The organism is Amycolatopsis thermophila, from assembly GCF_030814215.1.
In the GTDB taxonomy this organism is placed as follows: Bacteria; Actinomycetota; Actinomycetes; order Mycobacteriales; family Pseudonocardiaceae; genus Amycolatopsis_E; species Amycolatopsis_E thermophila.
The window spans coordinates 6,432,623-6,446,273 of record NZ_JAUSUT010000001.1; the positions used below are offsets into that span (position 1 = coordinate 6,432,623).

10 protein-coding genes and 1 pseudogene are annotated in these 13,651 nt (G+C 73.5%); all 11 read right to left on the reverse strand.

Annotation, left to right across the window (positions count from 1 at the left end; all coding sequences use genetic code 11):
• Window positions 1-2: 2 nt before the first annotated feature.
• The 11 genes and pseudogenes from ftsW to FB470_RS31585 all read right to left on the reverse strand — a co-directional run bounded on the left by ftsW (window position 3) and on the right by FB470_RS31585 (window position 13,647).
• Window positions 3-1,424 (reverse strand): putative lipid II flippase FtsW, encoded by a 1,422-nt coding sequence (gene ftsW / locus FB470_RS31535; protein WP_306997435.1) that lies wholly within the window; start codon window positions 1,422-1,424, stop codon window positions 3-5.
• Window positions 1,411-2,805 (reverse strand): UDP-N-acetylmuramoyl-L-alanine--D-glutamate ligase, encoded by a 1,395-nt coding sequence (gene murD / locus FB470_RS31540; RefSeq protein WP_306997436.1) that lies wholly within the window; start codon window positions 2,803-2,805, stop codon window positions 1,411-1,413. Before murD ends, ftsW begins: the two co-directional genes overlap by 14 nt.
• A 5-nt stretch (window positions 2,806-2,810) precedes the next feature.
• Complete coding sequence (gene mraY / locus FB470_RS31545; RefSeq protein ID WP_179777134.1) at window positions 2,811-3,899, reverse strand: phospho-N-acetylmuramoyl-pentapeptide-transferase; 1,089 nt, start codon at window positions 3,897-3,899, stop codon at window positions 2,811-2,813.
• Entirely contained in the window at window positions 3,896-5,365 is a 1,470-nt protein-coding gene (locus FB470_RS31550; protein ID WP_306997438.1) for a UDP-N-acetylmuramoyl-tripeptide--D-alanyl-D-alanine ligase, read from the reverse strand. Before FB470_RS31550 ends, mraY begins: the two co-directional genes overlap by 4 nt.
• A complete protein-coding gene (locus FB470_RS31555; RefSeq protein ID WP_306997440.1) occupies window positions 5,362-6,951 on the reverse strand; it encodes a UDP-N-acetylmuramoyl-L-alanyl-D-glutamate--2,6-diaminopimelate ligase in 1,590 nt (529 codons plus the stop codon). Before FB470_RS31555 ends, FB470_RS31550 begins: the two co-directional genes overlap by 4 nt.
• A gap of 110 nt (window positions 6,952-7,061) precedes the next feature.
• Window positions 7,062-8,951, reverse strand: coding sequence for a peptidoglycan D,D-transpeptidase FtsI family protein (locus FB470_RS31560; RefSeq protein ID WP_306997442.1), 1,890 nt, complete (start codon window positions 8,949-8,951; stop codon window positions 7,062-7,064).
• Window positions 8,951-9,724, reverse strand: coding sequence for a hypothetical protein (locus tag FB470_RS31565; RefSeq protein WP_306997443.1), 774 nt, complete (start codon window positions 9,722-9,724; stop codon window positions 8,951-8,953). Before FB470_RS31565 ends, FB470_RS31560 begins: the two co-directional genes overlap by 1 nt.
• Window positions 9,721-10,680 carry a 16S rRNA (cytosine(1402)-N(4))-methyltransferase RsmH gene (rsmH, locus tag FB470_RS31570; protein ID WP_306997445.1) on the reverse strand — a complete coding sequence of 320 codons (960 nt, stop codon included), beginning with the start codon at window positions 10,678-10,680 and terminating at the stop codon, window positions 9,721-9,723. The genes FB470_RS31565 and rsmH overlap by 4 nt, the downstream gene beginning before the upstream one ends.
• Before the next feature lie 198 nt (window positions 10,681-10,878).
• Window positions 10,879-11,310, reverse strand: coding sequence for a division/cell wall cluster transcriptional repressor MraZ (mraZ, locus tag FB470_RS31575; protein WP_306997448.1), 432 nt, complete (start codon window positions 11,308-11,310; stop codon window positions 10,879-10,881).
• 954 nt (window positions 11,311-12,264) lie between these two features.
• Window positions 12,265-13,093: pseudogene (locus FB470_RS31580) on the reverse strand (ESX secretion-associated protein EspG).
• Window positions 13,090-13,647 (reverse strand): PE-PGRS family protein, encoded by a 558-nt coding sequence (locus FB470_RS31585; RefSeq protein WP_306997452.1) that lies wholly within the window; start codon window positions 13,645-13,647, stop codon window positions 13,090-13,092. Before FB470_RS31585 ends, FB470_RS31580 begins: the two are co-directional and overlap by 4 nt.
• Between the last annotated feature and the right edge of the window lie 4 nt (window positions 13,648-13,651).

The following is a 13,651-nucleotide window of genomic DNA, read 5'->3' on the forward strand; positions in this document are numbered from 1 at the left end:
TCCTACGTCCCTCTCCGCACTGAACTTCCCCGTCCGCCCGGCGCCGCGCGCCGGCGCTCGGGCGCCTGCGCCGATCGTGCCCCGCGCGCCGACGGGCGGTCACCGCGGGGTGCCCCACGGCCGCTGCCCCGGCGCCGCGTGGGCGGCCGGTAGACGTCGGGCGCCGGCAGGCGCAGGAGACGGCCGAACTTACCCGGTCCCTGCGAGCGCAGCGCCGCCACCGACTCCGGTTCGTGCCGGGCGGCGTTGGCGAGCAGGCCCATCAGGAACATAGTGACCCAGATCGACGTGCCGCCCGCCGAGATCAGCGGCAGCGTCACGCCGGTGACCGGCAGCAGCCCGACCACGTAGCCGATGTTGATCCCGGCCTGGGACACCGTGAACACCGTCAGCGTGCCGGCGGTGATCCGGATCCACGGGTCCAGGTTACGCATGGCGATCCGCAGGCCCACGATGGCGAGGCCGACGAACAGGCCGATCACCACGATGCACCCGATGAAGCCCAGCTCCTCGCCGATCACGGCGAAGATGAAGTCGTTCTGCACGTTGGGCAGGTAGGACCACTTCGACGGCCCCTGCCCCAGCCCCTTGCCGAACAGGCCGCCGTCGGCCAGCGCGTACTTGGCCTGGGTCGCCTGGTAGGCCGCACCGCTGGTGTCCGACCCCGGCGACAGGAACGACAACACGCGCGAGAGCCGGTACGACGCGGTCAGCGCCAGCACCACCGCCGCGGCGAGGCCACCGGCCAGGATCACCGCGAACAGCCGTTTCGGCGCGCCGGCGAACCACAGCAGCGACAGCAGCACCACGCCGAGCGTGATCGTGCCGGACAGGTTCGGCTGGGCCATGACCAGCGCGAACATCAGCAGCGCCACCGGCACGACCGGCACCATCAGGTGCCGCCACTGGTGCAGCACGTGGTACTTGGTGACCAGCACGTGCGCACCCCACAGCGCGAACGCGACCTTGGTGAACTCGACCGGCTGCACGGAGAACCCGCCGACGACGAACCACCGCTGGGCGCCACCGCCGGCCGAACCGAGCGGCGTCAGCACCAGCGCGAGCATCGCCAGGCACACCACCACGGCCATCGACGACAGCGCGCGGGTCCGCTTGAGCGGCATCCGCAACGCCACCCAGAACACCAGGGCCCCGGTGAGCACGAAGATCAGGTGCTTCTTGAACAGCGAGTACACGCCCGAGCCGGTGTCCGGGTCGACCGAGGCGACCGAGGACGCCGACAGCACCATCACGATGCCGATCGAGGTGAGCAGGCCGGTCAGGGCCAGCACCAGGTGGAAGTCGGCCAGCGGCCGGGACAGCCACGCGGTCAGCGCGGTGAACGTGGCGCGGGCCGGGCTCTGCCGGTCGCGCCTGCGCTGCTCGCGGTCCTGCTTCTGGTCCGGCTCCTCAACGACCGTCATCGGCAGACCCCGTCGCACGGGCCAGGACCGCGTCGGCGAAGGCGTCGCCCCGATGGGCGTAGTTGCGGAACATGTCCAGGGACGCGCCGGCGGGCGCCAGCAGCACCACGTCACCGGGCCGGGCCAGGTCGCTGGCCACCGAGACCGCCTCGTTCATGGCCTCATCGTCACCCGAGGCGACCCGATGAACGGGGACATCCGGCGCGTGTCGCGCGAGAGCGGCCGCGATCACCGGCGCGTCGGCACCCATCAGCACGGCGCCGCGCAGGCGCCCGGCGACCACCTCGACCAGCTCGTCGACCGCGGCGCCCTTGAGCTGGCCGCCGGCGATCCACACCACGCTGGGGTGCGCGAGCAGCGACCCGGCGGCGGCGTGCGGGTTGGTGGCCTTGGAGTCGTTGACGTAGCGGACCCCGCCGAACTCCCCCACTTCGACGGCCCGGTGCGCGCCCGGCTGGAACTCGCGCAGCCCTTTCGCGACACCACCGGGGTCGATGCCGTAGGCCCGGGCCAGCGCCGCGGCGGCCAGGGCGTTGGCGAGGTTGTGCGGGCCGGCCGGGCGCACCTCGGCGGCGGAGATCAGCTCCTCGGCGGAATGCCGCGGGTCCGGCCCGTAGGCGCGGTCGATCAGCAGGTCCTCGACCAGGCCGAGCTCGCCGGGACGCGGGGTGTCGAGCCGGAACCCGACCCGCTTCGCGCCGGCCGGGGCGTAGGAGTCGGCCAGCCGCACCGACCACGGGTCGTCGGCGTTGTGCACGACGACGGCCGAGTGCGCGTGGATGGTGCCCTTGGCGGCGGCGTAGGAGGCCATCGTGCCGTGCCAGTCGAGGTGGTCCTCGGCGAGGTTGAGCACGACGGAGGCGTGCGGCGCCAGCGTCGAGGACCAGTGCAGCTGGAAGCTGGACAGCTCCACGGCCAGCGCCTCGTACCCCTCGAACACCGCGTCCAGCACCGGCAGGCCGATGTTGCCGCAGGCCAGCGCGTGCACCCCGCCCGCGCGCAGCATCGACTCGAGCATGCCGACCGTGGTGGTCTTGCCGTTGGTGCCGGTGACCGCGAGCCAGGTGGCCGGGTTCGGCAGATCCCGGGAGGCGCGCCAGGCCAGCTCGACGTCGCCGATCACCTCGATGCCCGCGGCGGCCGACGCGACCAGCAGCGGCGCGGTGGGCCGCCAGCCGGGGCTGGTGACCACGAGGTCGGTCCCGGCGGGCGGCTCGCTCAGGCCGGGGACCAGGTCGGCGCCCAGGCCCGCCAGCTCGGCGAGCCGCTCGGCGTTGCCGTCGGTCACGGTGACGCGGGCGCCGCGCTCGGTCAGGGCCCGCACCGCCGACCTGCCGGTCACCCCGGCGCCGGCGACGAGCACGTTCCGTCCGGCGAACACGGTTGTCAGCCCCCCGCGCCCAGTTGCTCGGAGTAGAAGAGACCGAGGCCGAACATGCAGCAGATCGCGGCGAGCAGCCAGAACCGGATGATCACCGTGGTCTCGGCCCAGCCGGCCAGCTCGAAGTGGTGGTGGAACGGGGCCATCCGGAACAGCCGCCGCCGCGTCGTGCGGAACACCGCGATCTGCAGCACCACCGAGATCATCTCGACCATGAACAGGCCGCCGATGACGATCGCGAGCAGCTCGGTGCGGGTCAGGATGGACAGCCCGGCGACCAGGCCGCCCAGCGCGAGCGAGCCGGTGTCGCCCATGAAGATCTTCGCTGGTGCGGCGTTCCACCACAGGAACCCGACGCACGCGCCGGCCGCGGCGGCCGCGACGACCGCGAGGTCCAGCGGGTCGCGCACGTCGTAGCAGGCGGCCTGCGGGGTCACCACGCACGACAGGCGGGCCTGCCAGAACGCGATCACCACGTAGGTGGCCAGCACCATCGCCGAGGTGCCGCCGGCCAGCCCGTCCAGGCCGTCGGTGAAGTTCACCGCGTTCGACCAGCCGGAGATGACCACGTAGCAGAAGATCACGAAGATCACCGCGGGGAAGGTGATCAGCGCCAGGTCGCGCACGTAGCTGAGGTTGCGCGAGGCCGGGGTGAGGCCGTAGCGGTCGGCGAACTGCAGCGCCAGGATGCCGAAGGCGACCGCGACCACGAGCTGGCCGACCAGCTTGGCGGTCTTGTTCAGCCCGAGGTTGCGCTGCTTGCGGATCTTGATGAAGTCGTCCAGGAACCCGACCACGCCCAGCCCGACCGCGAGGAACAGCACCAGCAGGCCGGACGCGGACGGGCCGTCGTTGCCCGTGCTGCCGGAGCCGATCCAGTTCATCACGTGCGCGGCGAAGTAGCCGACCACCATCGCGATGATGATCGCGACCCCGCCCATCGTGGGCGTGCCGCGCTTGGACTTGTGGCCCTGCGGGCCCTCTTCGCGGATCTCCTGGCCGAAGCCCTGCCGGGAGAACACCCGGATCAGGTAGGGCGTGAGCAGGATGGAGACCAGGAGACCGATCGCGGCCGCGATCAGAATGCTGATCACGCAACACCTTCCTTGAGCAGTGCGTCAGCGACGAGCCAGAGCTCGGCGACCTTCGAAGCCTTCACCAGCACGACGTCACCGGGCTCCAGCTGCTCGCGCAGGAGGGCGATCGCGGCATCGGCGTCGGGCACCAGCACGGACTCCTCACCCCACGAACCCTCGTGGCTGGCGCCCTGGTGCATCGCGGCGGCCTCGTCTCCGACCACCACGAGCCTGCTGATGTTGAGCCGGACCGCGAGGCGGCCGATCTCGTCGTGCGCGGACACGCTATCGGCACCGAGTTCGCCCATCACACCGAGGACCGCCCAGGAGCGCTTCCCGCGGCTGGCCGAGGCCAGCGTCTTGAGCGCGGCGCGCATCGACTCGGGGTTGGCGTTGTAGGAGTCGTTCATGACCACGACGCCGTCGGCGCGGGTGGTGACCTCCATGCGGCGCGCGGAGCGGCGCTGGGCGGCCGACAGCCGCTGCGCGACCTCCTCGACGCTCGCGCCCAGCTCGAGCGCGATCGCGGCGGCGGTCAGCGCGTTGCCGACGTGGTGCTCGCCGTGCAGCGACAACGTCACCGGCGCCTGCCCGGCCGGGGTCACCAGCCGGAACGACGCGCGGGCCGCCTCGTCGAGCGTGATGTCCTCGGCGCGCACCTGCGCGTCCGGGTGCTCGCCGACACCGACGACGCGCGCCGTCGTCCGGCTCGCCATCGCCGCGACCAGCGGATCGTCCAGGTTGAGGACGGCCACCCCGCCCTCGCCGGCCGCGGGCAGCGCCTCGACCAGCTCGCCCTTGGTCTTCGCGATGCCCTCGCGCGAGCCGAACTCGCCGACGTGGGCGCTGCCCACGTTGAGCACGGCGCCGATGCGCGGCGGGGCGATCCGCGCCAGGTGGGCGATGTGCCCCGGCCCGCGGGCGGACATCTCCAGGACCAGGTGCCGGGTGTGCTCGTCGGCGCGCAGCGCGGTCCAGGGGTGGCCGAGCTCGTTGTTGAACGACCCGGGCGGCGCGACCGTCTCGCCCATCGGCTCGAGCAGCTGCGCGATGAGGTCCTTGGTGGAGGTCTTGCCGGACGACCCGGTCACCCCGACCACCGTGAGGCCGCCGCGCGACAGCTCGATCACCACGTACCGGGCGAGTTCGGCCAGCGCGGCCAGCACGGCGGCGCCGGAGCCGTCCTTGTCGCCGGTCAGCGCGACCGAGCGCTCGTGCGCCTCGCCGGGCGGCAGCGGCGGCACGATGACCGCGGGCGCGTCGACCTCGCGGGCGGCCAGCACGCCGGCGGCGCCGCTCTCGATCGCCTTCGCGGCGAAGGTGTGCCCGTCGACCTTCTCCCCCGGCAGGGCGACGAACAGCCCGCCGGGCGTCAGGCGGCGCGAGTCGAACTCGACGCTGCCGGTGACCGTCTCACGGCCGTCGGTGCGGTGCAGACGGCCACCGGTGACGGCGGCGATCTGCTGCAGGGTCAGCGGGATCAACGGGTCTCCTGGTTCTCTTCGAGCCGGTGCCGGATCGCCGACGCCAGCTCGTCGCGGTCGGAGAAGGGGTGCACGACGCCCGCGACCTCCTGGCCGGTCTCGTGGCCCTTCCCCGCGATCAGCACGACGTCCCCGGCGCCGGCCAGCTCGACGGCCTTGACGATCGCCTCGCGACGGTCGCCGACCTCCAGTACCTCGCCGGCGTCGTGGCCGGCCGCGCGGGCGCCGGCGAGCATGGCCGCCCGGATCGCGGCGGGGTCCTCCGAGCGCGGGTTGTCGTCGGTGACGATCAGGACCTCGCTGCGCTTGGCGGCGGCCTCGCCCATCATCGGCCGCTTGGCCGTGTCGCGGTCGCCGCCGCAGCCCAGCACGGTGATGATGCGGCCCTGCGTGCGCGCCCGCAGCGCGTCCAGCGCCTGGGCGACCGCGGCCGGCTTGTGGGCGTAGTCGACGACGGCGGTGAAGTCCTGGCCCTCGAAGACCCGCTCCATCCGGCCCGGGACCTCGACGTGCGCGAGACCGGTGACGGTCTCCTCCAGCGTCACCCCGCAGGTCTCCAGGATCGCCGCGGCCAGCAGCGCGTTGGCGATGTTGAACGTGCCGGGCAACGGCAGCGTGGCCCGCGCGGTGCGGCCGGACGGCGAGTGCAGCGTGAAGGACTGCTCGCCGGTCGGTGTCGTGGCGAAGTCGGTGGCGGTCCAGCTGGCGTCCACCCCCGGTTCGGTGGTCACCGTGATCGTGTGCGGGGTGACCAGCGCCTGGCCCCACGCCGTGTCGATGCACACCACCTCGGTGGTGGAGCGGCCGTCGAACAGCAGCGACTTGGCGGCGAAGTACTCCTCCATGTCGCGGTGGAAGTCCAGGTGGTCCTGCGAGAGGTTGGTGAACGCACCCACCGCGAACCGGGTGCCGTTGACCCGGCCCAGCGCGAGCGCGTGGCTGGAGACCTCCATCGGCACGTGCGTCACGCCCTGCTCGACCATCACCGCGAGCAGCGCCTGCAGGTCGGGCGCCTCGGGCGTGGTGAACGCGCTGGCCAGCCGCTCACCCGCGATGCGGGTCTCGATGGTGCCGATCAGGCCGGTCACGTGCCCGGCGGCGCGCAGGCCCGACTCCACCAGGTAGGTGGTGGTCGTCTTGCCCGAGGTACCGGTGATGCCCAGGACGGCCAGCTCCAGCGACGGTTCGCCGTAGATCCAGGCGGCCATCGCGCCCAGCACGCCGCGCGGGTCCGGGTGCACCAGCACCGGCACGCCCGCCTCGCGCAGCGCCGGGCGGTCCGCGCCGGCCTCGTCGGTGAGCACCGCCGCGGCCCCGGCGGCGATGGCCTCCGCGGCGAAGTCGGCGCCGTGCGCCCGCGCGCCCGGCAGGGCCGCGAACAGGTCACCGGGCAGGACGTGCTGGGCACGCAGCGTGGCGCCCGTGACGACCGTGTCGCCCGGCCAGTGCGGCTCGCCGACCAGGCGCGCGTCCGCGCGCGCGACCAGGGTGGTGAGCGGGACCGGCTCGATGCGGGACGGACGGGGCGGCGCCACGACCGCCTTCACCGGGCTGTCCGGTACCCGCCCCTTCGCTTCCTGCGACATGGTGCTGCTTCCAGACGCTTTCACCGACACAGCACGGAAGGTTACCCAGGTGGTGTTCCCGCCCGGCGGCCGGTACTCCTAGCGCCTGTGTCTCGAGTGGACAGCGGTTTCTACGGCAGCACCAGCGGCACGTACGGCGCCGCGCCGTTGGACAGCGGGATCTGGAACCGCTGCGCCAGGTACGAGGCGATGTCGTGGAACAGGGGCGCCGCCGAGTGCCCCGCCGGCAGGGTCGTGTCCGGCGCGTCCAGGCGGATGCCGACCACGAACCGCGGGTTGTCCGCGGGCAGGATGCCCGCGAAGGTGATGTTGTAGAGCGAGTCGCTGTAGGCGCCGGTGGCCGGGTTGACCTGCTGGCCGGTGCCGGTCTTGCCGGAGATCTGGTAGCCCTCCAGCGCCGCCGTCGGCGCCGTCCCGCTGTTGCCGTTCTTCCCGCTCTGGGTGACCGCCCGCATCATGTTCCGCACGGTCGTCGCGGTCTGCGGGCTCACCACCTGCGTGGTCTGCGGCGCCGCCTTGGGCACGACGGTGCCGTCCGGCCGGATCTCCTCCTTGATGATGCTCGGCTGCACCCGCAGGCCGTTGTTCGCGATCGCCTGGTACATCGCGGCCATCTGCACCACGGTCATCGACAGGCCCTGGCCGATCGGCAGGTTGCCGAACGTGGTGCCGGTCCAGGTGTTGCGCGGCGGCACGTACCCGCGGCTCTCCCCGGACAGGCCCAGCCCGGCGCTCTGCCCCACGCCGAAGCGCTTGAGGTAGTCCAGGTACTTGTCCGGGCCGAGCTGCTGGGCCAGGAGCAGGGTGCCGATGTTGGAGGACTTGGCGAAGATGCCGGTGACCGAGTAGTTCTGGGTGCCGTGGCTCCACGCGTCGTGCACGACGTGGTCGGCGACCTTGAGCTGGCCGGGCACCTGCAGCACCGACTCCGGGGTCACCAGGCCCTGGTCTATGGCCGCGGCCGCGGTGACGATCTTGTTCACCGAGCCCGGCTCGTAGGGCGTGGAGACCGCTTCCAGGTCCATCAGTGACTGCGTGTAGGTCTTGTTGTCGTACGGGTCGAACGTCGAGTCGTCGGCCAGGCCGTAGATCTCGCCGGTCTTCGAGTCCATCACGACCGCGCTGGCGCCCTTGGCGTGCGACTCCTTGACGTAGCCGGCCAGCGCGTTCTGCAGGAAGTACTGCACGTCGGAGTCGAGCGTGAGCACGACGTCGTTGCCCGGGGTCGCCGGCTGCACGTCCCGCTCGGTGCCCGGGATGATGACGTTGTCGTTGCCCTGCTTGGTGTCCGCGACGTACTGCCCGGGCTTGCCGGACAGGTCGGAGTTCAGCGTGTACTCCAGCCCGGACAGGCCCTGCAGGGTGTGCTTGCTGACGTCGGGGTCGTCCATCCGCCAGTTGGCCAGGCCGATGACGTTGGACGCCAGCGTGTCGCCCGGGTACTCGCGGGCGGCGCGCACCTCGGCGGCGATCTCCGGGAACTCGGTGGTGATCTCCTGCGCGATCGACGGCTCGACCCCGTCGACGAGGTAGGTGAACGACGTGGTCTTGTGGAAGTCGGCCAGCAGCTCCTGCTCGGTGACGCGGCCGGGCAGCTTGGCGGCGATGAACCTCGCCGCGTCCGCCGCGCGCGTCTCGTAGTTCTGGCCCCCCGCCGGGTTCTTCGCCGCGACCTCGTCCCAGGCCTTGCGCATCGCGCGCAGGTTCACCGACAGCGCCCGCGTCTCCACGCTGAAGGCGAGCTTGACGTTGTTGCGGTCCACAATGGACCCGCGCTTGGCCGGGATCGGGATCATGGTGCTGCGCTGGCTTTCCGCCTTGGCCGACAGCGCGGCGGCCTGGAAGCCCTGCACCTGCACGAGCTTGAGCCCGGCCAGCACCAGCACCGCGACCAGCGCCACGCGCACGCCGACGTAGCGGCCCTTGCCCGTGGCGGCGTTGGGCTGGCCGGCGACCTGGCGCATCCGGGCGCCGTAGCTGCGGCGTCCGGCGCGCGCCATCACTGCCCTCCCGTGGTCTGCTGCCCGGGCGCCGCGTTCTGCGGATCGGCCGGCGGGGCCTGCGGGTCGGGAGGCGGGGCCTGCGGATCCGCCGGCGGCGCCACCTGGCTGTCGCCCTGCGGCACGTCACCCTCGATCGGGCGGCCGCCGGCCGGGGTGCCCGGCTGCACGACCGGCGCCGCCGGCGCCTGCTGCACGGGAGCGCCCTCGGCCTTCTTCGGCTGGCCGACCACGGTCACCGACCCGTCCGGGTTCTGCACGAGGTGCGCCGGGTCGCCCGCGGGCACCATGCCCAGCGCCTTGGCGCGCTCGGCCAGCGACGACGGCGACTCGGCGCCGCTGACGTCCTGCTGGAGCTGCTCGACCCGCTCGGCCAGGGTCGCGTTGTTCTCGCGCAGCTGCTCCAGCCGGTAGGAGTCCGCGATCGCCTGGGTGGACAGCAGCAACGTGGTCACCACGCCCGCGCCGAGCAGCACCATCACCAGCATCACGAACGTCGCGCGCGACCGCGGCATCCGCAGCTTCAGCCGGGTCGTCCGCCGCTGCGGCTCCGGCCTCGCCTTGAGGCCCTCGGCCCGCTGCGCGCGCCGGGCGTAGGCGCGCTCGGCGGCGGTGCTGCGCTGGGGTTGCTGGCGGGGCTGCTGCTGGGGACGGCGGCGGCGCTTCGCCGGTACCGGGGTGCCCAGGCCCTCCTCGGCGGGGACGTCCGAACGGCGGGGGCGCCGTCGCGGCTCGGCACCGGCCTGCCTGCGCGTGCGCGTGGGCGCTGTCATGCGTCCGCCTCCTTGATCCGTTCGGCGACCCGGAGGCGCACGGACGCGGCCCGCGGGTTCTCTTCGATTTCCGCTTCGGACGCCTTCTCGGCGCCACGGGTGATCAGCTTCAGTTCCGGCCCGTGGCCGGGGAGTTCGACGGGCAGGCCGGGCGGGGTGCGCGACTTCGCCAGCTCCGCGAAGGCCTGCTTGACGATCCGGTCCTCCAGCGAGTGGTAGGACTCCACCACGATCCGGCCGCCGACGCGCAGCGCGCCCAGCGCCGCCGGGATCGCCCGCCGCAGCACCTCCAGCTCGCCGTTGACCTCGATCCGCAGCGCCTGGAACGTGCGCTTGGCCGGGTGCCCGCCGGTGCGCCGGCTGGCGGCCGGGACCGCGTCGTAGAGCAGCCGCACCAGCCGCTCGCTGCGGTCGAACGGCTCGCGCGCCCGCTCCGCGACGATCGCCTTGACGATCCGCTGAGCGAAACGCTCCTCGCCGTAGTCGCGCAGGATTCGCACCAGCTCGCCGGGTTCGTAGGTGTTGAGGACGTCGGCGGCGGTGCGTCCGGTGGTGGGGTCCATCCGCATGTCCAGCGGTGCGTCGCGCGCGTAGGAGAACCCGCGCTCCTCCTCGTCCAGCTGCATCGAGGAGACCCCGAGGTCGAACATCACACCGTCCACACGGGACAGCCCGAGCCGGGCGAGGACGTCGGGCAGGGTGTCGTAGACCGCGTGCACGAGCTGGACGCGGTCGCCGAACTCGGCCAGCCGCGCGGCGGACTTCTCGAGCGCGTGCGGATCGCGGTCCAGCCCGATGAGCGTCAGCTGGGGGAACGCGGTGAGCAGTGCCTCGGAGTGCCCGCCCAGGCCGGTGGTCGCGTCGACCGCGACGGCCGGGCGGCCCTCGAGCGCGGGGGTGAACAGCTCCAGCACGCGGCCGGTCATGACCGGTACGTGCGCGAACTCGGCTGCCACTTGTCCCACCCCCTGAAAAACCGTCGTGCCGGATGCCGTCAGGTCCCCGCCCGCCCGCTGCGAACCTGGTGCCGGGGAAGGTGCACCAGGGCCACTGAGCGGACAGAGGCCTCACGACATCCGCCGCCGGATGCCGCCCCCACTGCGTTGCTGCTCCCGGGCCCGCGCCCCCCGACGGCGCGGGTCACCGTACCCCGTTCAGAAGACCCCTGGCAGGACCTCTTCCTGGGCCTTCGCGTAGCTGTCCTCGTGTTCCTCCAGGTAGGACTCCCACCGCTGGGCGTCCCAGATCTCCAGCCTGGTGATGGCCCCGATCACCACGCACTCCTTGTTGAGCCCGGCGTAGCGCCGCAGCTCGGGCGCGATCGCGATGCGCCCCTGGCCGTCCGGACGCTGCTCGTCCGTGCCGGCGAACAGGTACCGCTGGTAGGCCCGCACCGACTCGTTGGTGAAGGGCGCCTCCGCGACCTTGCGGGCCAGCTGCTCGAACTCCGCGCGCGGGAAGACGAAGAGGCAGTGATCTTGCCCCTTGGTGACCATGAGCCCACCTGCCAGCGCGTCGCGGAACTTCGCGGGCAGCGTGAGCCGCCCCTTGTCGTCCAGCTTCGGGGTGTGGGTGCCGAGGAACACCGGCACTCACCTCCCCACCGCCCCCGGTGATCCCACCGGTCGCGGCCCCGGGGGCCTCCCTTCCGCCCCACTGGCCACCACCGTACCCCACTTTTCCCCACAGTCAACGTGGAAGACGTGCCCTTCCGGGCGATCCTCCGAACGTTTTCCCAGGTCAGCGACCGGGGGGCGAAGTGGGGACACGGTGGGGGGCGCCCGGGCCCCTCCCCCGCGGCGGTTAGCTCAGGCGCCCCTCCGGACCCCGTGACGGGCCCCTCCGGGGGGTGGGTGGGCGGAAGTGGGGGGCGCGGTGGTGGACGGTGGGGGCGCCGGTGGTGCGGAGTGGGGGGGCGCCGGTGGTGGAGGGTGGGGTCACCGATGGCGCGGGGGTGGGCGCCGGTGGGGTGCCGGTCGCCGGGGGTGAGGACGCGGGTGGAGCGGGGTGGCGAGCCACGGCGCGGGGCCGCTGTCGGGGGGCGGCACCCCGACGGCCCCGCGAGCCGGGCCCATGCAGGCAGCACCGAGCGGGAACCTCCGCGCGCGCCCAGCACCGGCACCGGAGGTGGCGAGCCACGGCGCGGGGCCGCTATCGGGGGGCGGCACCCCGACGGCCCCGCGAGCCGGGCTCATGCAGGCAGCACCGAGCGGGAACCTCCGCGCGCGCCCAGCGCCGGCGCCGGTGAGCGCAGGCGGGACCGCAGCGGAGGCCTCGATGGCGCAGCGGCAACTCTGCGGCGCGGTGGAGGCGCCGAGAACGCGGGTGGTGGGAAGTGGAGGCCCGGTGACGGGCCCTTCCGAGCCCGGGGGGCGCGGTGGTGGATGGTGGGATGGTGCCGCCGAGCGGCAACCGCGACGGGCCTGCGCCGCCGGCGGCAACTACAGCTGGCCCATGGCGCGAAGCGGCAGCGTGGCGCGAAGCCGCAGCCGCCGTCCGCGGGGATGCGGTCACCGAAACCGGCGGAACGCGGGTCCGGCTCAGCCGAGCAGCTCGGCGAGCCTCGCGGCGAGACGGGCCGAGTCGGTGGGCACCAGGTTCATCCAGTCCGCTCCCCCGCGTCCCGGCGCCACCGTCGCGAGGTAGGCGCCGAGGTCGGTGCGGAACCAGCTCACCCCGCCGACCCGGCGCAGCCGCCCGCCCTCGCGCACCCGCACCGAGAACTGCCCGGCACCGAGCACCGGCCGGGACCGGATCGCGCGCAGCTCGGCCAGCTGCTGCTCCGTGCCTCGCGAATGCCCCCTGCCTCCCGAATGCCCCGTGCCCCGCGAAAGCCCCGTGCCCCGCGAACACCCTGTGCCCCGCGACCACTCCGCGCCGCTCGAACACTCCGTGCCCCGCGAACCCGCGTCGCTGGGGAGCGCGTCGACGGGCAGGCTCACCCCGTACCCCGTACCCCGGTCCCGGCGCCAGCGGCGGCAGCAGGCCGACCACCGCGGCCCAGATCTCGCTGTCGCGGATGCCGGACAGCCCGATCGTCCTGCTCGGCTGCGCCGCGAGCACACCCCGCCTGCCCCCGGCGGCCGCCACGGCGCGGAACGGCGTCTCGGCGTCCAGCTCGGGCAGCGCCTCGCACTCGACGTACACCTCGGCCGATGCCAGGGTGGTCAGCCGGTCCGCCAGGGCGGGGTCGAGGCTGTCGCCGTCGGCGAGGTTGCGCTCGGCCAGGTTCGCGTACACGGCGCGGCGGATCTCGGCGCGTTCGGCCCCGGTCGAGCCGACGCTGCGGACGTCCAGCGGCACCGGCACCCGGGTGTGCCCGAGGTCGTGCCACAGGATGTCGAACGCGGACGCCGAGACCCGGATCACCGCTCCCCCAGCTCCGGTGGCTCGTCGAAGAACCGGCCGGGCACCGACTCGCGCAACGCGGCGTCGCGGGAGTTGAGCACGTCGATCGCCTTCTGGCGGGCCTCCTCGGCGGCTGCGCGGCGCCGCTCCATCGCCTCCGACAACCCGGCGAGCGCCGCGAGGTCCCCGCCCGTGGCGGCCTCGCGGATCATCGCCACCGGGTCGTAGACCACCGGCGGCGGCATCTCGTCACGGGCCCGCGCGGCGATCCCGGCCTGGCGGCCGACCGCGTCCGACACGGCCAGCGACAACTCGCTCGCGTGCCCGGACCAGTTCCGCGCCTTCGCCAGCGTCGCGCGCAGCGCCTCGCCCGCGGGCCCGGCGAACGCCTCGCCCGCCTGGCCGGAGATCGCGCCCAGCACCTGCGCCGCCTCGCGCATCCGCGCGGCCAGCCCGGCCCACTGCTCGCCGATCTGCCCGGCGGTCGCCGGGTCGTTGCCGTCGGCGACCTCGGCCGCCATCGCCTCGTGGCTGTAGGACTCGTACCGCCGCACCGGTTCGGGCACCTGGTTCACGCAC

What these genes read in the sequence shown, in the direction of transcription:
- FB470_RS31565 (WP_306997443.1), bottom strand. Translation starts at nt 9,724, where the DNA reads ATGACAGCGCCCACGCGCACGCGCAGGCAGGCCGGTGCCGAGCCGCGA.
- FB470_RS31560 (WP_306997442.1), bottom strand. Translation starts at nt 8,951, where the DNA reads ATGGCGCGCGCCGGACGCCGCAGCTACGGCGCCCGGATGCGCCAGGTC.
- ftsW (WP_306997435.1), bottom strand. Translation starts at nt 1,424, where the DNA reads ATGACGGTCGTTGAGGAGCCGGACCAGAAGCAGGACCGCGAGCAGCGC.
- FB470_RS31555 (WP_306997440.1), bottom strand. Translation starts at nt 6,951, where the DNA reads ATGTCGCAGGAAGCGAAGGGGCGGGTACCGGACAGCCCGGTGAAGGCG.